Source organism: Ensifer sp. 2TAB8, from assembly GCF_052115125.1.
Taxonomy (GTDB): Bacteria; Pseudomonadota; Alphaproteobacteria; order Rhizobiales; family Rhizobiaceae; genus Ensifer.
This window is the reverse complement of the sequence record NZ_JBFRGB010000017.1, coordinates 128599-149516: the sequence shown is the minus strand read 5'-3', so window position 1 is coordinate 149516 and position 20918 is coordinate 128599. Positions and strand designations below refer to the sequence as shown.

Genomic DNA, 20918 nt, shown 5'->3' with positions numbered 1-20918 from the left:
TCCTATCTGCACTATTTAAGACGAAGAAGTGGCGTGTTTTAATCCTGTCAGTACCTTTTCGGACAGGAGCAAGCCGATGACCGCTCAATGCATCAACATTTCGAACTGCACGCCACTGGCCACGCGCTCGATCTCGCAGCTTCCAATCAATCTTTTCGGCTCGGTCATGGGCATCACCGGCCTCAGCCTTGCGTGGCGTGAAGCCGCCAAGGCGACCGGCATGCCGGCCGTACCCGGCGAATATGTTGGCTTTCTCGCCAGCTTGATCTTTGTCAGCCTCACCGCGGGCTACGCTATCAAGTGGTACCGCCATCCGACCTCGGTCGCCGCAGAGTTCGCCCATCCCGTCCAAAGCAACTTTTTTGCGACCGTCGCTATCGGACTGCTGTTGCAGTCGGCCTTTCTGAACCGCTACAACGCGCTGCTGTCTCAAACCGTTTGGACCGCCGCGTCGGCTCTGACCTTCGCGCTTGCCTATGTCGTTGCCAGAGGATTTCTCGGGCGGCAGCAGTCGCGCGATACGACCCTTCCGCCGCTTCTTATTCCGGGGGTCGCAACCTTGGACATCGCCGTCACCGGCCACGCCATGCCGTTCTCCTGGGCGCATGAGATCAACATGCTCGCCTTTTCGGTCGGCAGCGTCATCGCCGCGGTCTTCGTTGCGCTCATCTTCTCGCGGCTGCGCCACGAAGACCCTCTTCCCCCGCTTGCCCGACCGTCATTGATGGTTCTCGTCGCGCCCTTCGCCGTCGGGTTCCTCGCCTATACCAATGTCACGGGCTCGGTCGACCTTTTCGCCACCGTCCTGTTCTACTTTGCGCTGTTTCTGATGCTCGTCCTTTCGCCGATGGTGTTCCGCTCGCATATTCCCTTCAGCATAGGCTGGTGGGCCATAAGCTTCCCGCTCGCGGCCCTGTCCATCGCCTTCTTCCGGTATGCCGCGTTCGTCGACAGCGCTATCCTCACCGGGCTGGCCGGGCTGTTCTTCCTGTTGCTTACCGGCGCCATCACGGTCGTTTTCTATCGGACGGCCAGCATTGTCCTGACCGGGAAACTGTTCGAGGTTCGCTAATGGCCGTTCACAAGGTCGCCATCGTCGCGATGCAGGGGGTGCAGCTTCTCGACGTCATCGGACCGTCCGACGTCTTCGCGGAGGCCAACCGGCAGAGTGGCACCGATTATTACTCGGTGGAGGTTATCAGCACTTCTGGCACCCCCGTACGAGGATCGTCGGGGCTCGCCCTCGTTCCTGACCGCTCGATCGAGCAGGGGATTTCCGATGTAGATACCCTGCTTGTTGCCGGAGATCCGCTCATTCAAGAACGGCCGTTACCGGCCTCACTCCTGGAATGGGTCAAGGAGGTTTCCGCCCGCGCCAGCCGCTTCGGATCGGTGTGCTCCGGCGCCTTCGTTCTTGGCGAAGCGGGCTTGCTGAATGGCAAACGTGCAACGACGCATTGGTCGCAAGCGGCAGAATTCAGCAAGCGCTTCCCGGACGTGAAGCTCGAGCCCAACCGGATTTTCACCAAGGACGGCAATGTCTGGACCTCGGCCGGGGTCACGGCTGGCATCGACCTGGCCCTTGCCATCGTCGAGAAGGACCTCGGCCTCGAGGTCGCCCTCAAGGTCGCGCGTGAGCTGGTTGTCTTTCTCAAGCGGCCGGGCGGCCAGACCCAGTTCAGCAGCCTACTCGCCGGCCAGGTCGCGCAGAAGACACCCATTCGCGCAGCGCAGGATTTTATCGCCGACAACCTTTCTGCCGACCTCGGTGTCGCAGCGATCGCCAGACGCACCGGCATGAGCGAGCGGAACTTCTCCAGGCAGTTCAAACAGGATGTGGGCATGACGCCCGCCGACTACGTCGAGAGCATGCGGCTTGAGGAAGGGCGCAGGCTTGCCGAAGACACCACCATTCCGCTCAAAAAGATTGCCACGGATATCGGCTTCCATGACGATGTCGCCTTCCGTCGCTCCTTCGTCCGCCGATTCGGCACCTCGCCGGCCGCCTACCGCAAGAGCTTCGGGTCATAAGCGTCACCCGCAATGATCCGGTTTTCTGACGCCGCAACACCGGGAGCAGCCAATCATGTTCGATCTGATCATCCGCAACGCCAACCTTCCGGACGGGCGACAGGGTTTCGATGTCGGCGTCAAAGGCGGCAAGATCGCCGCGATCGAGAAGGTTCTTGTCGCAACGGCCGGCGGCGAAATCGATGCCACCGGCCGCTTGCTCAGCCCGCCCTTCTGCGATCCGCATTTTCACATGGACGCGACGCTGTCGCTCGGCCTGCCGCGTATGAACGTCTCCGGCACGCTGCTGGAAGGCATCGCGCTTTGGGGCGAACTGCGCCCGTTGCTGACCAAGGAGGCGCTGGTCGAGCGGGCGCTGCACTATTGCGACCTCGCGGTCAGCCAGGGCCTTCTTGCCATCCGCAGCCACGTCGACACGTCCGATCCGCGGCTGGTGACGGCCGAAGCGCTCTTGGAGGTGAAAGAGAAGATCGCGCCCTATATCGACCTGCAGCTCGTCGCCTTCCCGCAGGACGGCTATTTTCGCGCGGCTGACGGCGAGGCGTCACTGAACCGCGCGCTCGACATGGGCATCGGCATCGTCGGCGGCATCCCGCATTTCGAGCGCACGATGGAAGATGGCGCCCGCTCGGTGGAAGCGCTTTGCCGGATCGCCGCAGACCGTGGCCTGCCGGTCGACATGCATTGCGACGAGACCGACGATCCGATGTCGCGCCACATCGAGACGCTGGCGGCTGAGACGGTCCGCTTCGGTCTTCAAGGCCGCGTCGCCGGCTCGCATCTGACCTCGATGCATTCGATGGACAACTACTACGTCTCCAAACTCATTCCGCTGATGGCGGAGGCCAAGATCAACGTGATCCCCAATCCGCTGATCAACATCATGCTGCAGGGACGCCACGACACCTATCCCAAGCGCCGCGGCATGACGCGGGTGAAGGAGTTGATGGCGGCCGGCCTCAACGTCTCCTTCGGGCACGACTGCGTCATGGATCCCTGGTACTCGATGGGATCGGGCGACATGCTGGAAGTGGCTCACATGGCCATCCATGTGACGCAGATGGGCGGGATCGAGGACAAGCGCAAGATCTTCGACGCCATCACCGTGAATGCGGCCAAAACCATGGGCCTTGAAGGCTACGGCCTCGACGTCGGCTGCAAGGCCGATCTCGTCTTGCTGCAGGCAGCCGATGTCAGCGAGGCCCTGCGGCTGAAGCCGAACCGGCTTTTCGTCATCAAGGCCGGCAAGGTCATCGCCAGAACGGCGCCGCGCATCGGCGAGCTCTTCCTCGACGGGCGGCCGGCCTCCATCGACATCGGGCTGGACTATATCCCGAAGACGACGGGTCGCTGAGCATCAGAGGCGGCGGTCTTCAATCCTCGAAGTCGCCGAAAACGTTCTGCAATCGGGTCAGCTGCGCCACACGCTCGCCGACCTCGTCGCCGAGCACGACGATGACGTTGCTCAAGAGCAGGTCCATGACCGCGACCGTCGTCGCAGCCCCATCCCAGAGTGGACCATGGGAACCGGGCACGATGAGGCAGATGTCGGAAACCTCGGGCGCCCAAGGGCAGAACTCGTCGGTGAAGAGTATAACCTTGACGCCCGCCCGGCGCGCCTCCTCCGCCAAGGGCCGCGCCTTTGCGGCGAAGCGGCGCACGTCGTGCAGAAACAGCACCCGACCCTCGACGGAGCCGTCGAGCAGCTCGGCATAGGTGCCGTTGAGGCCGTCGACGAACTGCACCCGCGACCGGGTATAGGAAAGCTGGCTGGCGAAATATTGCGCGATGCCGCGCACGTTCTGATAGGCCGCGACATAGACCTCGCTGGCAGAGATCAACGCATCGATCGCCTGCTGCCATTCCGGCGCGGTCGTCAGCTCGTAGATCATGCCGAGATTGTCGATCTGCTGCTGGATCAGACCGGCAAGCAGCTTGCCCTCGCGATTGTCGTCACGCAGCCGGCCGACCGATCCCTTCACCTGCCAGGCCGGATTGTTGGAGCCGTCGCGCCTGAGCTCCAGTTTCAGCTCGTCGAGACCGTCGAAGCCCATGCGCCGGAGATAGCGCCCGACCGTCATCGGCGAAACCTCGAGACGGGTCGCGATCGAGCGTGCCGTCTCGAAGGGAATGTCGGCGAGATTACGCTCGATGTAGTTGGCGATGAGCTTGTCCGATTTCGAGCGTCTGAGCTCGTCGCTGCGCACCAGCTTCAGGATTCGCTGTGCCACGTCCCCTCCCCTTGCATGATCGAAGCGGGACACCGGCAAGATTGCGCCGCATATCCCGCTCCATCGCATCGCATGTTTATTGCGCCGTCTTCACCTTGGTCCAGACCCGATCGAGCTGGCGCACGGCAGGGCCGAGATCTTCGAAGATCTGCAGCTTCTGCATGGTTTCCGGCGGCGGGTTGATTTCCTTGCTATTCTTGATCTGCTCGGGGGTCAATTGTCGCGCAGGCACGTTGGCCGTGCCGTTCGTCTGCTGCTCGATGTTGAGTGCGGCCACTTCCGGGCGGGTGTAGAACTGCATGAACTTGATGGCGTTCTCCTTGTTCGGCGCGGTCTTCAGAACGCAGATATCCTCCTGGTACATCGTCGCGCCTTCCTCCGGGATCACGTAGCCGAGATCCTTCGGATTGGCGAAGACGTCGACCATCGAGCCGACGAAGAAGTGACCGGCCGCGACATCGCCGGCCGCGACCATCGGGCGGGTGTCATAGGTGAAGGCAGCGACATCAGGCTTCATGGCGATGATCGTATCGGCCGCCTGCTGCAATTCGGCGGGGTCGGTGGAGTTGACCTTGTGGCCATTGAGGATGAGGCCGACCGACAGCACCTCGCGCATGTCGTCGAGCAGCGTGAATTTCAGACCCTTGGCCTTCACCGTCTCGATCAGGTCGCGCCAGCCGGTCACGTCCTTGCCGAGCAATGTTCGGTTGTAGAGAATGCCGACCGTCCCGAACGCATAGGGCAGGCAATATTCGCCCTTCGGGTCGCTCTTGGCGCGCAGGAACGTCGGGTCGATGTTCTTGAAGCCCTCATAGGCGTTGATGTCGGTCTTTTCGAGCAGGTCGAGCTTGGCCATGATGTCCTGCATATGTACCGACGGGAAGACGATGTCGTAGCCCGTGGCGCCGCCCTGAATCTTCGCCAGCATCTCCTCGTTGGAGGAATAGGTCGAGAGATTGACCTTGATCTGGGTCTCCTCCTCGAACTTCTTCAGCACGGCCGGATTGATGTATTCGCCCCAGTTGTAGATGTTGAGCTCGGCTGCTTGCGTCGTCCCGAACAGGGCGGTCAGCACCGCCAGGGAAAGTGCCACAGTGCGTGCACGGGTCGCGAAAGCTCTCCTGCCTCCGCGGGTCGTCCCGTTTATCATCGTCATCGAAATTCTCCTCTGATGGTTCTGGCCGGACGGCCTGGCACGGCCTTTGCCGGCCGCTTCCGGATCACGGCTTCTCGTGGCCGTTGACTCCGATAGGCAAATGGTATCCATATATCGAAAACGCACAAGCGTTATTTGCATAACATTTTGGGGAACAGAAGTATGCAGAATTCCATCGTCCGGCTGGTGGAGGCGAGCAAGGCCTTTGCCACTCCGGAAGGCGGCACCGTGACCGCTCTCGACCGAATCAATCTCGATGTCCGCCGCAACGAGTTCCTGACCTTGCTCGGCCCGTCCGGTTGCGGCAAGACCACACTGCTACAGGCGATCAGCGGCTTCGTCGAACTCGACGGCGGCTCGATCCTGATCGACGGCGAGGACATGACGGACCGACCGCCCTATCGTCGCCCGGTCAACACCGTCTTCCAGAACTACGCCCTGTTTCCGCATATGACGGTCGGCGAAAACGTCGCCTATTCGCTGGAGGTTGCAGGCGTCGCCAAACCGCAGCGTCGGGAAAAGGTCGCGAGCGCCCTGAAGATGGTCGGGCTCGAAGGCATGGAAGCACGCAAGCCGCGCCAGCTCTCCGGCGGCCAGCAGCAGCGCGTGGCGCTCGCCCGCGCCATCATCGCCCGGCCCAAGCTGCTTTTGCTCGACGAGCCGCTGTCGGCGCTCGACAAGAACCTGCGCCAGGCGATGCAGATCGAGCTCAAGACGCTGCAGAACGAGCTCGGCATCTCCTTCATCTTCGTCACCCATGACCAGCAGGAAGCGTTGACGATGTCGGACCGTGTCGCGGTACTGTCAGGCGGGCGCATCCAGCAGCTCGATACGCCGCGCGCCATCTACGACCATCCGGTCAACACCTTCGTCGCCACCTTCATCGGCGCCAGCAATCTGTTCGAAGGCAGGCTCGACGGCGACCGGCTGATGACGGCTGACGGCATGGCGATCCGCCACCAGCCCTGCGACCGGAAAATCTCGACACAGGCGACAGCGCTGATCCGTCCGGAGCAGTTCTTCCTCGCCGAGGATAACGCCCCCTTTCCGACGATCGACGTCGATCTCGACCAGATCGTCTTCGTCGGCTCCACCTTCGAACTGTTCGGCCGCACCGCCGAAGGCCGCAAGGTCGTGGCCGAGGTCCCGGCCAACCGCCGCAATCTCGTCGGCACGGTCGAGCAGACCCGCAAGGCGCGGCTTGCCTACGATCCCGCCGCCGTGCACCTGATCGGCGCGAACACGGGGGCTGCGTGAGATGACGATCGCCAGTCGCCGCCGCTTCCAGCTTGCGCTCCTGCTCGGGCCCGTCTCGGCCTTTCTCGCCGTCTTCTTCCTCGGTCCGCTCACGATCATGATCGTGACGAGCTTCCTCGCACCCGGCCTTTATGGCGGGGTGGAATGGACCTTCTACCCGCATAATTTCGGCCGCATTCTCGGCTTCGCCGATCCGATGTTCGAGGAGTTCGATCCGATCTACATCGCGATCTTCCTGCGCTCGATCGAGATCGCCGCCCTGACGGTGCTCGCGACCCTCTTCGTCTGCTACCCCGCGGCCTTCTGCATCGCCCGGCTATCCGAGCGCTGGAAGAATTTCTGCCTGTTCCTGATCACGCTGCCCTTCTTCACCAGCCTGATCGTCCGCCTGTTCGTCTGGGTGTTGATCCTGCGTCAGACCGGCCTCGTCAACGAAGTGCTCCTATCCACGGGCCTGATCGAACGGCCGCTCGATCTGATCTATACCAAGGGCGCGATCATCCTCGGCATGACCTATGTGTTCATCCCCTTCATGTTCATGCCCGTCTACGCCAGCGTCGAAAAACTCGACTGGACGCTGGTGCGCGCTTCGCTCGATCTCGGCGCCGGCCCCGTGCGCACCTTCTGGCGCATCATCCTGCCCTTGACCGCGCCCGGCATTGCCGGCGGCGCCGTCATCGTCTTCATCCCGGCGCTCGGCAACTTCGTCGTGCCGGCGGTGCTTGGTGGCGCCAAGGTGATGATGTTCGGCAACCTGATCGAACAGCAGTTCCTCGCTGCCCGCAACTGGCCCTTCGGTGCGGCGCTGGCGATGATGGTGATGAGCATCATGCTGATCATGATGATCGCCCATGTGATCATCTCCGGACGGCGCAATGCCGCCGCCGCGGCACTGGCACGGTGAGGCGCCCCATGAAGATCGCTCGATCCTTTTTCACCGGCGGCCTGCTTGCCTACACCGGCCTGTTCWTCGCCTTCATCTACATCCCGCTCGTGGTCATCGCCGTCTATTCGTTCAATGCCAATCCGGTGAACATGATGACCTGGACGGGCTTCACCACCGAATGGTACGCGCAGGTTCTCGGCTTCAAGACCAAAGTCTCCGAGAGTGCGCTCTACATCGAATCGACCGGGCAGTTGCTGCAGGCGGTGTGGAACAGCCTCGTCATCGCCGCCTCCACCACAGCCATTGCGACCGTCTTTGGCACGGCGATCGCGATTGCCCTCTATCGCTTCGAATTCGTCGGCCAACGCTTCTATCGGGTGGTGATGTTCATGCCGATGCTGATGCCGGATATCGTGCTCGGCATCGCGCTCCTGATCTTCTTCGTCAATTCCGGCATCAATCTCGGCCTGACGACGATCATCATCGGCCAGTGCACCTTCCTGATCTCCTACGTCTTCATCGTCGTCTCGGCCCGCCTTGCCGGCATGGACCGCACGCTGGAACACGCGTCGGCCGACCTCGGCGCCAACGAATGGATGACCTTTCGCCGGGTGGTGCTGCCGCAGCTTTTCCCGGCGATCGTCGGCGGCGCGCTGCTCGCCTTCATCATCTCGATGGACGATCTCGTCATCACCTATTTCATCGCCGGCGTCGACGTCACCACGCTGCCGATGTTCATCTTCTCCATGCTTCGGCGCGGCATCAAACCGGAGATCAACGCCATCGCCGTGATGATGCTGACCTTCTCCTTCGTCGTCGCCTCGCTCGGCCTTTACCTTCGCTCCCGGCAGAAATGATCATGAACGACAAAACCTCTACGCCCCCCAGCGCCCGCGCCCGCGATATCGGCCTGCCCTTTTCCGGCCGCACCGGTCGCTTCAACGCCATCACCGATGTCGAAGGCATCGCCGTCGGTTTCCGCACCATCGAGGAGCAGACGCCGCGCCCGGGCCGCAAGCGGCCGGTTCGCACCGGCGTCACCGCCATCCTGCCGCATGTCGAGTCGGAAACGCCGGTCCCGGTGTATGCCGGCGTGCACCGGTTCAACGGCAACGGCGAGATGACCGGCACCCATTGGATCGAAGATGGCGGCTTCTTCCTCGGGCCCGTGATGATCACCAACACCCACGCCGTCGGCATGACGCATCACGCCACCATCCAATGGATGCTGGAGCGCTACAAATCGACTTATGACACGGATGATTTCCTCTGGCTGATGCCCGTGGTCGCCGAGACCTATGACGGGGTCTTGAACGACATCAACGGTCAGCCGATCACCGAAGCCGACGTGCGCGCGGCACTCGACAGCGCCATGCCAGGTCCGGTTCAGGAAGGCAATTGTGGTGGCGGCACCGGCATGATCGCCTATGGCTTCAAGGGCGGCACCGGAACGGCGTCGCGCGTCGTCCAATTCGGTGGCCGCGACTACACGATCGGTACGCTGGTCCAGGCCAATCACGGCCAGCGTGACTGGCTGACCATCCGCGGCGTTCCGGTCGGCGAACACATGCGCGACGGCACGCCGCAAAGCCAGATGCAGGAGCGCGGCTCGATCATCGTCGTGATCGCCACCGACCTGCCGATGGCGCCGCATCAGTTGAAGCGTCTGGCGCGACGGGCAGCGATCGGCATCGGCCGCAACGGTACGCCCGGCGGCAACAATTCCGGCGATATCTTCCTCGCCTTTTCGACCGCCAACACACAGCCGATGGCGCACAAGGCGCCGCCGCGCCTGTCGCTGGAGATCGTCAACGACGAACTGCTCGATCCGGTCTATCTCGCAACCGTCGACAGCGTCGAGGAAGCAGTGGTCAATGCGATGATCGCAGCGGAGGACTCCGGCGGCACGCCGCATGACCGCTTCAAGATCCAGGCGATCCAGCATGAGCCTCTGATGGAGGTTATGCGGGCCTATGGCCGATAGCCGGCAGCCACCGTGACCAGAGAGCTTTCCCCGGAGCCGCTCACTTAGCCGGCGCTGGAACTCACCCGCGCCCGGCGCCAGTCGCTGGGCGCCTCTCCCACGCGCAATCGGAAAAAGCGCGAGAAATAGGCGGGATCGGCAAAGCCGATCTCATAGGTGATGTCCTCGAGCGGCCGCACGGTGAAGAGCAGCAGGCGCTTTGCCTCCAGCAGGCGCCGCTCGTTGATCAGTTCCTTGACCTGCATGCCGAAGGCGTCCCGGCTGGCCTTCGCGATGAGATGCGGCGTCGTCGCCAGCGCGTCTGTGTATTTCCCGACGGTCCAGTTTTCGCGGAAGTGCACATCGATGAGCCGACGAAGTTCCGTTGCCAGCGCTGCCTCAGTCTGCTGGCCGACCGACATGGCGGATGCCAGGCGGGCGATCTGGGTCAGGACGGCGGCAACCAGGGACGCGAGCATCTGTTGGGTGCCGGCCGCACCGCCCGCATATTCATCAGCAACGATTTCGAGCAACTCGGCAAGACGGCACCAATCCCGGTCTTTGCCATCGCCACGGATCATCGTGGGCCTATCGAGCGCCAGCGTCGTGTTCTCCCGAATGGAGAGCAACGCTCCGTCGGCGACCGAGACGACGACGGCGTCGCTGGTCTGTGGATCGACGGAAAAGCCATGCACGATGCCGCTTGGCACGAAGCTGACGGCCGGTGCGGAAAAGTCCAATGGCCTGTCATCGATGAAGTAGGTGCCGCGGCCGCTCAGCCAGAAGGTAATCTGTCCCATCTGGTCGTGCTTGTGCGCTTTCACCTCTCCCTGATGCAGAGCTCGCCGCGCCATGACTGTCTCGACGTGGAAGAACCCCGGTTCGAGCTGTTGCTCCGGTTCGCCGTAAACGAAGAAGCTGGGGATGGTGTCGGTCATGTTTCACCGGAAAAAGTCCAAGTCATTTTGCCATTCTGTCCATGGCAGCGGACGATTTCAACGCCTAGCCTTGACGAAACTCAAGGGAGGAGAAAATGAGAGCAGAGGATTTCCGCGCCGACCGGACGCGGCCCTTCACCGGCGCCGAGTATCTGGAAAGCCTGCGCGACGGGCGCGAGGTTTATATCAACGGCGAGCGCGTGCACGACGTCACCAGCCACCCCGCCATGCGCAACTCCGCCCGCTCGCTTGCAAGGCTCTATGACGCCCTGCACGATCCCGCGAAGAAGAACATCCTGACCTCGCCGACCGACACCGGCTCCGGTGGCTACACCCACAAGTATTTCCGCGTCGCCCGCTCGCCCGCCGACCTTGCCGCACAGCAGGGCGCAATCGCCGAATGGGCGCGCATGTCCTACGGCTGGATGGGCCGGACCGCCGATTACAAGGCGGCGCTGATGAACACGCTCGGCGCCAATGCCAACTGGTATGGCCCCTTCACGGACAATGCGCTTGCCTGGCATAAACGCGCCCAGGAAGCGGCGCTGTTCATGAACCACGCGATCGTCAACCCGCCGATCGACAGGCATAAGCCGGCGGACGCGGTGAAAGACGTCTTCGTTCACATCACCAAGGAAACCGACGCCGGCATCTATGTCTCGGGCGCCAAGGTCGTCGCCACCTCCTCGGCGCTGACGCACTATAATTTCCTCGCCCAAAGCTCGGCGACGGTGACGGAGGACCCCTCGCTTTCGGTCATGTTCATCGTCCCGATGAATGCGCCTGGCATCAAGATGTTTTGTCGCGTCTCCTACGAGCAGACCGCCAATGCGGTCGGCCACCCCTTCGACTATCCGCTGTCGTCGCGCTTCGACGAGAACGACGCGATCCTGGTGCTCGACAATGTCTTCGTGCCCTGGGAAGACGTGTTGGTCCTCAGGGACGCCGCCAAGATCCTGTCCTTCCATCCCGCCTCCGGCTTCATGCACGGCTATTGCTTCCAGGGCTGCACCCGTTTCGCCGTGAAGCTCGACTTCCTTGCAGGCCTGCTTGCCAAGGCCTTGAGGGCCACCGGGGGCGATGCGTTCCGCGGCAACCAGGCGGCGCTCGGCGAGGTCATCGCGCTTCGCCACATGTTCTGGAGCTTCTCCAACGCCATGGCGCACAACCCCATTCCCTGGGCCGACGGCGCGGTGCTTCCCAATCTAGAAGCCGCCCTTTCCTATCGCACCTTCATGTCCGAGGCCTATCCGCGCGTCGTCGAGACGATCCGCAAGGTTGTCGCCTCCGGGCTGATCTACCTGCCGTCCTCGGCGCGCGACTTCGGCAATCCGGAGATCGATCGTTACCTGGCGCAATATGTGCGCGGCTCGAACGACATGGGCCACATCGAGCGCATCAAGATCATGAAGCTGCTGTGGGATGCGACGGGAACGGAGTTCGGCGGACGGCATGCGCTCTACGAACTCAACTATGCCGGCGCGCCGGAGGAAGTGCGGCTGCAAGTCCTGAAGGGGGCCGAGCGCGGCGGCCGGCTGAAGGAGATGGAGGCGCTCGTCGACCAGTGCATGGCCGACTATGACGAGAACGGCTGGACCGGCAAAACCTGGCTGCCGCCGTTCGACGACAACGTCACCCTTCGCAGGGCAGCGGAGTGAGGCGCATGATGGAACCGCTCGTTTCAAAGACCGAGTTTCGAAATGCGATGGCGCGGGTGTGTGCGCCGGTCAACGTCATCACCACAAACGGACCCGCCGGACGCGGCGGGTTCACCGCCACCGCCATGTGCTCGGTAACCGACGAGCCGCCAACGCTGCTCGTCTGCATGAACCGGAATTCCACCCAATGCGGGTTGTTCATCGACAACAGGCGCTTCTGCGTCAATGTGCTCAGCCACGACCACCGAGACCTCGCCGGCCATTTCGCCGGCGCGACGCAGGATATGGCGGCCCGCTATGCGGCGGCCGACTGGGTGGAGATGACCTCCGGCAGCTTCGCGGTCAAGGATGCGATCGTTTCGCTCGACTGCGAGCTCTCCGAGGCGCGGCTGCTCGGAACGCATCACATCCTGATCGGCCGCGTTGTCGGCATCCGTTCGCGCAGCGACGGCAACGCGCTGCTCTACTTCGACCGCAACTATGTGCACGTGCCGACCCAGCTCGGAAGTTTCGGCGGCTAAACAAAGGCGGAGGATCCGCCGCCCTGCCACAAACGTGGTCTCACAATGTCGGCTTTCGCCACAGAGCCGACGCAATCCACATCCACTTGCTGTTCAGCGCCTTTTGTTTTTTCCGTGAAACGCGTCTATTTGCCTGACGCGCAGTGAGAAAGGAAAACGGAATGGTGGTTGCAGAGCCAGCCGGACGGCCGACGGCGGACGCCAAAGGCAGGGAATTCGATCGCCTCGCAGCCCTTGGACACCTCGACATTCTCGACACGCCCAGGGATGAAGGTCTTGAACGCGTCGTGCGGCTGATCAAGCAGGTCTTCGCCATCGAGATCGGCATCGTCTCCCTCATCGATGCACATCGCCAATGGTACAAGGCCTGCTCCGGACTTTCGGCCGACGAGGCTCCGCGCAAAGATACGTTCTGCCGATACGTCGTCGCCTCCGACGAACCCCTGGTCGTCAACGACGCCACGAAGGACCCGCGCTTTTCACAGCATCCGGCCGTGACCGGTCCGGAACATATCCGGTTCTACGCGGGCGTCCCGCTCAAGACCAAGGACGGACACACGGTCGGAACCGTGTGCGCGATCGACCGCGCGCCGAGACACTTCACGGGCAAGGATCTGACGATCCTGACGGAACTTGCGGGCGTGGCGATGGACCGGATCGATCTGCTCCGGTCGGCCGCGACGGATGGGCTGACGGGAACGCTGACGCGACGGGCCTTCCGCGAGGAGGCGGACAAGCTGGTCTCGCTCGCCATACGGCACCAACACGACGTGTCTTGCATCGTCCTCGACGTCGACCATTTCAAGCGGGTCAACGATACGCACGGGCATGCGGCCGGGGACGACGTCTTGAGGGCCGTTGCCTCGATCTGCCAGTCCAAACTGCGGGCAAGCGACCTCTTCGGACGGCTCGGCGGCGAGGAATTCGCCATCATGCTGCCGCATGTCGACGCGACAGGCGCGCTGGCCGCTGCTGAAAAGCTGAGGGCGGCCATTGCCGCGCAAACGATCCACGGTGAATTTGGTCAGCTCGCAGTCACCGCAAGCTTCGGCACGGCCGCGCTGTCGCTCAAGAGCAGGGATATCGGCACATTGCTCGCCCAAGCGGACGCGGCGATGTATCTCGCCAAGGCCGGAGGGCGGAACCGCTGCGTCGAGTGGAGCAGCCTCGAAGTCGGCTACCCGCTAGGCCCCCGTCAGCGTGTACTGAAGGCCGGCACCATTCTTTTCGACGACAGACACTCAAAGATGGAATGCACAATCCGCTCGCTTGGTGCCGATGGTGCCGCGGTTACGGTTTCGAACTCAGCCGGTATACCGCCGGAACTCGTTCTGGTGGTCGCCGGCGATGGCTTCGAAACCAAGTGCCAGGTGGTGGCTCGGGACCGGCAGAACCTCGAACTCGCCTTCGGATAGCCGTTCAAGAGCATCGATCACTATGACTGACGAAGGGGCGCCGGTTGGGCACCCCCTCTTGCATCATCGCGGGATGCTACTTCGCGGCAGCCTCCAGTCCCTTCGGCGACGGTTCCGCCTTGCCCTGGAACTTCTTGAACAGGAAGAAGTAGAGCTTGATGTACTGACCGACGAGAATCGCGTTCAGGATCGTGCCTTCGCGGATGAACTTGACCTCGGCGAGGAAGAGTAGACCGATACAGGCCGACAGAACCAGCAGCGTGCAGTCGAAGCCCGTCTTGATGTTGCCCCACTTCCAGCCGGTGCGCTTGAAGATCGTGTTGACGAACATGTCGATCGGCATCAGCACGAGATTGGCGCGGATCATCAGGAACAGGCCGAAGGCGAGCGCCGCGTCGGCAAAGACCAGCAATGCCACCCGGACTGGATAGGCCTCGAGCTTGATGAACTCGGTGATCCCCAGGTTGAAGTCCAGGAAGACCGCCAGCACGAAGGCCGGGATCAGCGACGCGAAGTTCTTGAGCTTGAAGTCCTTGGGCAGGACCAGATAGGTAAGAAACAGCATGATCAGTTCGAGCATGAAGTTGTAGGTGCCCTGGCTGAAGGGCGGATAGACCAGTGTCATGGTCCGCGTCAGGCTGCTCTGGGGTGAAATGCCGATGCCGGCCCGGATCGCCAGGCTGACGCCGAAGGTCAGCACATAGATGCCGACGACATACATGATCCAGCGCCGCGTCAGGCTGCCGGTATCGACGATTTCGGCTTCCGCCGCATTGTGTGCCATTGTTTCCTCCCTCGAAACGATGCGGAGCTTCTTACCCCGCCTGCCCATCGCCCCCTCAGCGATGCGCCATTTAATCCTTCGGCATGTCCGGCCATTGTCGCGGAAGCACGCCACTTTCCAGGCAGACGGACGCCGAAACGCCCGTCTGCTTTTCTGAACGGCTCTAGGCCATGAAGCGGAAGCGATGCAACGAGATGAACAGGCTGAGCAGCTTGTTGACCACCGGTTCGCCTTCGTTGCGGTTGCCGAGAGCTTCGAGCGCCGCATCGATCGCCGCGGCACTGGCCGTCAGTTGCTCGACGCTCATGTTCGCCATGACCCCGTAGATCTCGAGCGGCATGACGGCCTTCTCCACCTTGTCCTCGGTGACGATGCAGGCGCCGGCATGGGTATCGACCCGCTTGAGGCAATGGCACATCTCGGCGCTGTCCTGGCCGACGACGACGAAATAGGGCTTCGGTGCCGGCCAAAAGGTCGCCACCGCGCCATGATCGACGTGCACACCCTTGAACAGCCCGTTCACCACGTGGCGCTTGCCGTCGGCATAGCGCTGAACGACCGACAGCCGGCTCAGCTTTTTGCCCTCGTGCTCGGCAACGACCTTGCCATCCTTCAGCGCAACCCAGATCTCCTGGTAGAATTTGGCATGGCCGCGTCCGTAGACATCGAACAGATAGACCTTGGCCTGCGTGCCGTCTTCCGACACCTCCAGTGGCACGATGTCCAGTTGCTCCGGGGTCAGATCGGCAAGACCGGTAACGCCGTCCTTGCACATGCCGGAATAGTCGATCTCGGCATTCTTCAGCAGCTTGCGGTCCTTTGCGACCAGTTCGCCATCCTTGAACACGTAGAGCGGATTGATCTTCGACAGGCTGTCGGTCAAGACGATATCGGCGAAGCGGCCGGGCGTCAGCGAACCGATCTTGTCTTCCATGTGGAACGAACGTGCGGTGTTGTAGGTCGCCATCTTGATCGCGTGGATCGGGTTGATGCCCATCTCGGCGCACAGCGAAATGATCCAGTCCATGTGGCCCATGGTCAGCAGGCGCTCGATCGAGATGTTGTCGGTGCACAACATGAAATTATCGGTCGGCCATTTCCGGTCGACGATGGCGCGCAGCAGCACCTTGATCACCTCGCTGCTGCCGACCCCGAACTTGATGTGGGTCGGAAAACCGTAGCGAATGCTCTTCTCGATGTCCTTCTCGTTCCAGACGTCGTGATTGTTGGAAACGCCGATTGCCGGCAGGTAGTTGAGGATCATGTCCGAAAGCGCGGTGACGCCCCAGTGGCCGTTCATGAAGCCGCCCTTGGCGCGAACCCAGGCCGCCTTGCGGAAATCGTCGTCGTTGCCGGAGCTGTAGGTGAAGTGTTCGAATTCCCCGAGGCCGATCACCGGTTCCATGTTGAGCACGGCTTCCGTCACCGATGCCGCCGTCTTCTTGCCTGGCGCGAAGGCATAGAGCCGGTAGGGCAACTGCTCATAGTCCCGGAAGAGGCTTTCGGCGGCTTCGATGCCTTCCTTGCCGGCGGCGCTGAGCAGATCCAGGCATTCGGCATAGATCGTCGTCGTGCCGCAGGGCACCATCGCCTCGGCGAGTGCCGTCGGATGCGCGAGCTGGGATTCGAAATGGATATGCGCGTCGATCAGGCCGGGGATCGCGTAAAGACCCTTGCCATCGAAGACTTGCCTGACCTTCAAGACGGTCTCGTCCGGATTGAGCGCGACGATGCGCTTGTCATAGACAAGAATGGATCCCTGGTAGACGGTCTCGCCGTGGACATCGAGGATGTTCAGGTTCTTCAGGAGAAGATCCGCTTCCCTCTCGCCGTTCAGGATATCGAAGATGGCGCGCACCTTTTCGTAATGCGCGGCTTCAGTCTGGTTCACGAATAATCCTCCACTTTCGTAGTCGTCGGCGCCTGCCGATAACCCGCCATACTCAGCGAGTGCGGTGCCGGCAGCGCGCCCCTCGCCAACCATAAGAAGTCATTGCACCGCTTCCGAAAAGCAGTATTTTCTGCTCGTATTGTTCGCTTTTCGAGAACGCTCAATCCGGGGAAGACCATGCTGCATTCACGTGTGCTGCGCTATATCGACGAAGTGGCGCGCTCAGGCTCGATCCGCGGGGCGAGCGAACGGCTGAACGTTGCTGCCTCGGCCATCAACAAGCACGTGCTGCAGCTTGAGGAAGATATCGGCGAACCGCTGTTCGAGCGGCTGCCGCGCGGCCTCAGGCTGACGCCGGCCGGCGAAATCCTTGTTGCGCATGTGCGCCGGACGATGAAGGAATATAGCCAGGTCGAGGCCGAGATCCGCGACATCAAGGCGCTGCAGAGCGGCGAGGTGATCATCGCCACCATGAACGGCCTTGCCGGCGGCATCGTGCCGAAGGTCGCTGCGATCTTCGGAGCCCGCCACCCGCGTCTCAAGATCACGATCCGGGTGATGTTTGCGCGCGAGATCGTTCAGGCGGTGGCCGACGGCGAGGCCGACCTCGGCTTTGCCTTCAGTCTCCCGCCGACGCCGCAGATCGAGACACTCTGGAAGATGGACACCCGCCTCGGGGCGGTCGTTGCTCCGGAACATCCGCTCGCCGGCATGGAATCATTGCCGCTCGCCTACTGTCAGCCATACCCGCTGATCTTTGCCGACAAGTCGATGCAGATTCATGGCATCGTCGCTGACGCCTTTGCTCAGGCCGGGCTGACGGTCGAGCCGAGCTATCTCACCAATTCGATCGAGGCGATGAAGTTCCTGGCCGCGGCCGGTGACGGCATCGCCTTCCTCAGCAAGTTCGATATCACCGAGGAACAGCGAAACGGCGTTCTGACCTATCTGCAGATCCGCGACCGGACCTTCGCGAAGAACGTGCTTTCGCTGGTGCAGCGGGAAAGGCGCGGCCACGGCCTCGCCGCCGCGATGTTTGCCGAGGAGATCATCCGGGCTTTGCGGACGACGATGGAATAGCCGGCTACCCGGCCCAACGCCGACACGGTTTCTCGTCCCGGGTCAGAGCTGAATCCAGGCCGTTTTCAGATCGGTGTATTTGTCGAGCGCGTGCAGCGACTTGTCGTGACCGTTGCCGGACTGTCTGACACCGCCGAGCGGCACCGTATTGTCGGTGCCGCCATAGGTGTTGACGTGCACCACACCGGCACGGATGCCGCGTACCATGCGGTGCGCGCGCGACAGGTTTGCCGTCCAGACGGCCGACGCGAGACCGTAGTCGGTCGCGTTCGCGATCCGGAACGCGTCCGCCTCGTCGTCGAACAGAATGACCGCGAGGACGGGGCCAAAGACCTCTTCCTTCGCCAGCTTCATCTCCGGCTGAACGTCGAAGACGGTCGGCTGCATGTAATAGCCGCCGGTCTCCTCAAGGATACGTTTGCCGCCCCAAAGCAGGCGCGCGCCTTCGCCTTCGGCCTCGCGGACGAATTCGAGGTTCTTCTGCAGTTGCACATCGCTGGAGATGGCGCCGGCCTCGGTCGAAAGAAGCAGCGGGTCACCGATCTTCAGGCCCGCCGCAATCGCCGCCACCTTCTCCGAGAAGGCTTCGTGGATCGAGCGCTCGACCAGAAGCCTGGAGCCGGCGACACAAACCTGGCCGGAGTTGCGGAAGATGCCATAGGCGGAAATGCGCGCGGCTTGGTCGAGGTCGGGTGCGTCGGCGAAGACGACGTTCGGCGACTTGCCGCCGAGTTCCAGATAGACGCGCTTCAGGTTCGAGCGCGCCGAGTATTCGAGCAGCCGACGACCGACGCCGCCGGAACCGGTAAAGGCCAGAACATCGATATCGCCATGGAGACCGATCGCCTCGCCCGTCGTCGTTCCGCGGCCGGTGACGACGTTCAACACGCCCTCCGGCAGGCCGGCCTCGGCACAGATTTCGGCAAGCCTGAGCAGGCTGAGCGAGGCCCCCTCGGCGGGCTTCAGCACCACCGAGTTGCCGGCGGCGAGCGCCGGCGCGATCTTCCAGGCGCCGATCATCAGCGGGAAATTCCAGGGCACAATCGCGGCGACCACGCCGATCGGCTCGCGATGAATGAGGCCGAGGATGTTGTCGGCCGTCGGCGCGATTTCGCCATAGACCTTGTCGAGCGCCTCGGCATAGTAGCGGAAGGTGCCGGCAGCACTGCCGGGCTCGGCCTTCAGCGCCATCGAAATCTCGGTGCCATTGTCGCGCACGCCGAGAACGGCCAGTTCCAGCGCCTGCGCCTCGATGATCTCGGCAATGCGGGTCAGGACCTTTTTGCGTTGCGCCGGGGCAGCCTTCGACCAGCTTCCCTTTTCGAAAGCGGCGCGAGCCGCCCGGACCGCGGCATCGACATCCCCGGCTCCCGCATCGGCAATCGTCGTCAGATGCCTGCCGTCGATCGGCGAGACGACGTCGAGAGCCTGACCGGACAAGCTCTCCTGCCAGCGGCCGCCGATGAACAGCTTCTGCCCCGCGACGAGCAGGTTGCGCAACTGGTCGATCTTATCCTGCATGATGTCTGGTCCCGTTTGACTTGCGGGGACGGCGGCAAGCCACCGTCCCCAAATCTAGAAGATAGGCCGATCCGGACGGAAATCCGCGCACCGGCGATCAGACCTCCTGGCCGGCGCCCAGGCGGGCGAACTCGATCGGGCTGCCCGATTTCAGCGATGCCGCCAGAAAGAGTCCGATGACCCCGAAGATCACCACCAGCCCCGGCAGGAACACGGCGAGCATGCCGGTAGCGCCGGCGAGATCGCCGAAATTGGCCGCGATCGCGATGATGACGGCAACGAGGATCAAGCCGGTGATAACAGGAATGACCTTGGTGACCAGCGGGTTCGTTTCAAGTCCGGGATTGCGGCTGAAGAAGGCGACGATGGCAAAGGCGGTAAAGGCCATCAGCGTCATGACCGCAAGCGTGCCGACGTTGGTCAGCCAGGAGAACAGCGCCAGCACCGGATCCTGACCCGTCGCTGCAAAGAGCGCGACGACGAGAATGGCGATGACCGTCTGGATCAGCGAGCCCACATGCGGGCTGTGATAGACCGGATGCGTGACGCCGATCGGGGCAGGCAGCAGGCGTTCGCGGCCGGCGACGTAGAGGTAGCGGGCGACACCGTTGTGGAACGCCAGCACGCCGGCAAAGAGGCTGGTGACGAAGAGCACGTTCATCAGCGGCGGCAGCCAGCCACCGGCGTAGCGCTCGGCGAGGCCAAAAAGGAAAGTGGTCGGATCGGCAAGGCCCTGCAGTTCCGGCACCAGCTTGTCGGCACCGGCGGCGTTCACCATCAGCCAGGAAGTGAACATGTAGAAGATGCCGATGATCAGCACGGAAATGTAGGTCGCGCGCGGCACGGTCTTCTCCGGATCGCGGGCCTCTTCGCTATAGATCGTCGTCGCCTCGAAGCCGATGAAGGCGGCAAAGCAGAAGAGAATGCCGATCGACGGCGAGCCGGAGAGGATGGCCGAGGGGGTGAACGAGACCGTGCCCAAACCGCCGTCACCACCCTTGGCGAGGATCGCGACATCGATGACGAGCACGACCAGATATTCGAGGATGACGAGGACGGTCAGCACCTTGGCGGAGAGATCGACGCGGCGATAGCCGAGAATGCCGACGGCGGCGATGCCGACGAAGGTCCAGACCCACCAGGGCAGATCAATCCCCAAGCCGGCGAAAAGCCCGGCCGTTGCCGCGCCGAAGAGGCCGAAGACGCCGATCTGCATGGCGTTATAGGCGAGGATCGCAATCATCGCGGCAGCACCGCCCATCAGCCCGCCGAGGCCCTGCGCCGTATAGGCATAAAAGGCGCCGGCATTGCGGATATGCCGGGCCATGGCGACATAGCCGACCGAGAACAGAAGCAAAATCAGCGTGACGATCAGGAAGGTGCCGGGAATGCCCGCACCGTTTCCGAGCATCATCGACAGTGGAACGCCGCCGGCAACCGCGGTCAGCGGTGCAGCGGCGGAAACGACGAGAAAGGTGACGGCGCCGACGCCGAGGGCGTTCTTGCGCAATTGGTTCGCCCCGGTCACGGGCGCGGGTGAATTGGTCATGGTCTTAAGCTCCCCTTGCTGGCGCGAACGCCTTTTC

18 protein-coding genes are annotated in these 20918 nt (G+C 62.6%); 11 read left to right on the top strand and 7 right to left on the bottom strand.

The features are described 5' to 3' along the window. The first annotated feature begins 76 nt into the window (after positions 1–76). Genes AB4Z53_RS24925 through AB4Z53_RS24915 form a run of 3 tightly spaced genes read left to right on the top strand, consistent with a single transcriptional unit; the run spans position 77 to position 3385 of the window. Positions 77–1072: an SLAC1 anion channel family protein gene (locus AB4Z53_RS24925; protein WP_113539460.1), complete on the top strand. Its 996-nt coding sequence runs from the start codon at positions 77–79 to the stop codon at positions 1070–1072. Next, positions 1072–2031, top strand: a complete 960-nt coding sequence (locus AB4Z53_RS24920; protein ID WP_441598200.1) for a GlxA family transcriptional regulator — start codon at positions 1072–1074, stop codon at positions 2029–2031. The genes AB4Z53_RS24925 and AB4Z53_RS24920 overlap by 1 nt, the downstream gene beginning before the upstream one ends. A gap of 55 nt (positions 2032–2086) precedes the next feature. Then, positions 2087–3385: an amidohydrolase family protein gene (locus tag AB4Z53_RS24915; protein WP_441598198.1), complete on the top strand. Its 1299-nt coding sequence runs from the start codon at positions 2087–2089 to the stop codon at positions 3383–3385. Positions 3386–3404: 19 nt separating this feature from the next. Here AB4Z53_RS24915 and AB4Z53_RS24910 read toward each other — a convergent pair whose 3' ends face one another. Then, positions 3405–4262, bottom strand: a complete 858-nt coding sequence (locus AB4Z53_RS24910; protein ID WP_113539463.1) for a MurR/RpiR family transcriptional regulator — start codon at positions 4260–4262, stop codon at positions 3405–3407. 76 nt (positions 4263–4338) lie between these two features. Next, complete coding sequence (locus AB4Z53_RS24905; protein ID WP_441598196.1) at positions 4339–5418, bottom strand: polyamine ABC transporter substrate-binding protein; 1080 nt, start codon at positions 5416–5418, stop codon at positions 4339–4341. Positions 5419–5580: 162 nt separating this feature from the next. Here AB4Z53_RS24905 and AB4Z53_RS24900 point away from each other — a divergent pair, with 162 nt between their 5' ends. The 4 genes from AB4Z53_RS24900 to AB4Z53_RS24885 are packed head-to-tail and all read left to right on the top strand — an operon-like array spanning position 5581 to position 9545. Beyond that, entirely contained in the window at positions 5581–6675 is a 1095-nt protein-coding gene (locus AB4Z53_RS24900; protein ID WP_113539464.1) for an ABC transporter ATP-binding protein, read from the top strand. 1 nt (position 6676) lies between these two features. After that, complete coding sequence (locus tag AB4Z53_RS24895) at positions 6677–7579, top strand: ABC transporter permease (RefSeq protein ID WP_441598194.1); 903 nt, start codon at positions 6677–6679, stop codon at positions 7577–7579. Between the two features lie 8 nt (positions 7580–7587). Continuing rightward, positions 7588–8418 carry an ABC transporter permease gene (locus tag AB4Z53_RS24890; protein ID WP_441598192.1) on the top strand — a complete coding sequence of 277 codons (831 nt, stop codon included), beginning with the start codon at positions 7588–7590 and terminating at the stop codon, positions 8416–8418. A gap of 2 nt (positions 8419–8420) precedes the next feature. Further along, positions 8421–9545: a DmpA family aminopeptidase gene (locus AB4Z53_RS24885; RefSeq protein ID WP_441598190.1), complete on the top strand. Its 1125-nt coding sequence runs from the start codon at positions 8421–8423 to the stop codon at positions 9543–9545. Between the two features lie 44 nt (positions 9546–9589). On the opposite strand, the gene AB4Z53_RS24880 is transcribed toward AB4Z53_RS24885, so the two are convergent. Continuing rightward, positions 9590–10462, bottom strand: a complete 873-nt coding sequence (locus AB4Z53_RS24880; protein ID WP_441598188.1) for a helix-turn-helix domain-containing protein — start codon at positions 10460–10462, stop codon at positions 9590–9592. Positions 10463–10557: 95 nt separating this feature from the next. Here AB4Z53_RS24880 and AB4Z53_RS24875 point away from each other — a divergent pair, with 95 nt between their 5' ends. From AB4Z53_RS24875 to AB4Z53_RS24865, 3 genes are all read left to right on the top strand, one after another. Further along, positions 10558–12120, top strand: coding sequence for a 4-hydroxyphenylacetate 3-hydroxylase N-terminal domain-containing protein (locus AB4Z53_RS24875; RefSeq protein WP_441598186.1), 1563 nt, complete (start codon positions 10558–10560; stop codon positions 12118–12120). Between the two features lie 8 nt (positions 12121–12128). Beyond that, complete coding sequence (locus tag AB4Z53_RS24870) at positions 12129–12641, top strand: flavin reductase (RefSeq protein ID WP_223729747.1); 513 nt, start codon at positions 12129–12131, stop codon at positions 12639–12641. Between the two features lie 161 nt (positions 12642–12802). Further along, the gene (locus AB4Z53_RS24865; RefSeq protein WP_441598184.1) at positions 12803–14056 is read left to right on the top strand and encodes a sensor domain-containing diguanylate cyclase; all 1254 of its coding nucleotides are present in this window, start codon (positions 12803–12805) and stop codon (positions 14054–14056) included. Positions 14057–14132: 76 nt separating this feature from the next. Here AB4Z53_RS24865 and AB4Z53_RS24860 read toward each other — a convergent pair whose 3' ends face one another. Together AB4Z53_RS24860 and AB4Z53_RS24855 are read right to left on the bottom strand one after the other, a co-directional pair. Then, positions 14133–14840, bottom strand: a complete 708-nt coding sequence (locus tag AB4Z53_RS24860; protein ID WP_223729745.1) for a YczE/YyaS/YitT family protein — start codon at positions 14838–14840, stop codon at positions 14133–14135. Positions 14841–15003: 163 nt separating this feature from the next. Beyond that, positions 15004–16731: an amidohydrolase family protein gene (locus AB4Z53_RS24855; protein ID WP_441598182.1), complete on the bottom strand. Its 1728-nt coding sequence runs from the start codon at positions 16729–16731 to the stop codon at positions 15004–15006. Between the two features lie 177 nt (positions 16732–16908). Here AB4Z53_RS24855 and AB4Z53_RS24850 point away from each other — a divergent pair, with 177 nt between their 5' ends. Then, positions 16909–17811 (top strand): LysR family transcriptional regulator, encoded by a 903-nt coding sequence (locus AB4Z53_RS24850; RefSeq protein WP_441598180.1) that lies wholly within the window; start codon positions 16909–16911, stop codon positions 17809–17811. A 42-nt stretch (positions 17812–17853) separates the two neighbouring features. On the opposite strand, the gene AB4Z53_RS24845 is transcribed toward AB4Z53_RS24850, so the two are convergent. Both AB4Z53_RS24845 and AB4Z53_RS24840 read right to left on the bottom strand, forming a co-directional pair. Next, positions 17854–19332 carry an aldehyde dehydrogenase gene (locus tag AB4Z53_RS24845; protein ID WP_441598178.1) on the bottom strand — a complete coding sequence of 493 codons (1479 nt, stop codon included), beginning with the start codon at positions 19330–19332 and terminating at the stop codon, positions 17854–17856. Positions 19333–19429: 97 nt separating this feature from the next. Then, positions 19430–20881 carry an APC family permease gene (locus AB4Z53_RS24840; protein ID WP_441598176.1) on the bottom strand — a complete coding sequence of 484 codons (1452 nt, stop codon included), beginning with the start codon at positions 20879–20881 and terminating at the stop codon, positions 19430–19432. Positions 20882–20918: the final 37 nt, after the last annotated feature.

Coding starts and splice junctions, on each gene's coding strand:
- AB4Z53_RS24860 (WP_223729745.1), bottom strand. CDS start 14,840: ATGGCACACAATGCGGCGGAAGCCGAAATCGTCGATACCGGCAGCCTG.
- AB4Z53_RS24925 (WP_113539460.1), top strand. CDS start 77: ATGACCGCTCAATGCATCAACATTTCGAACTGCACGCCACTGGCCACG.
- AB4Z53_RS24850 (WP_441598180.1), top strand. CDS start 16,909: ATGCTGCATTCACGTGTGCTGCGCTATATCGACGAAGTGGCGCGCTCA.
- AB4Z53_RS24915 (WP_441598198.1), top strand. CDS start 2,087: ATGTTCGATCTGATCATCCGCAACGCCAACCTTCCGGACGGGCGACAG.
- AB4Z53_RS24880 (WP_441598188.1), bottom strand. CDS start 10,462: ATGACCGACACCATCCCCAGCTTCTTCGTTTACGGCGAACCGGAGCAA.
- AB4Z53_RS24900 (WP_113539464.1), top strand. CDS start 5,581: ATGCAGAATTCCATCGTCCGGCTGGTGGAGGCGAGCAAGGCCTTTGCC.
- AB4Z53_RS24875 (WP_441598186.1), top strand. CDS start 10,558: ATGAGAGCAGAGGATTTCCGCGCCGACCGGACGCGGCCCTTCACCGGC.
- AB4Z53_RS24885 (WP_441598190.1), top strand. CDS start 8,421: ATGAACGACAAAACCTCTACGCCCCCCAGCGCCCGCGCCCGCGATATC.
- AB4Z53_RS24840 (WP_441598176.1), bottom strand. CDS start 20,881: ATGACCAATTCACCCGCGCCCGTGACCGGGGCGAACCAATTGCGCAAG.
- AB4Z53_RS24920 (WP_441598200.1), top strand. CDS start 1,072: ATGGCCGTTCACAAGGTCGCCATCGTCGCGATGCAGGGGGTGCAGCTT.
- AB4Z53_RS24905 (WP_441598196.1), bottom strand. CDS start 5,418: ATGACGATGATAAACGGGACGACCCGCGGAGGCAGGAGAGCTTTCGCG.
- AB4Z53_RS24865 (WP_441598184.1), top strand. CDS start 12,803: ATGGTGGTTGCAGAGCCAGCCGGACGGCCGACGGCGGACGCCAAAGGC.
- AB4Z53_RS24870 (WP_223729747.1), top strand. CDS start 12,129: ATGGAACCGCTCGTTTCAAAGACCGAGTTTCGAAATGCGATGGCGCGG.
- AB4Z53_RS24895 (WP_441598194.1), top strand. CDS start 6,677: ATGACGATCGCCAGTCGCCGCCGCTTCCAGCTTGCGCTCCTGCTCGGG.
- AB4Z53_RS24845 (WP_441598178.1), bottom strand. CDS start 19,332: ATGCAGGATAAGATCGACCAGTTGCGCAACCTGCTCGTCGCGGGGCAG.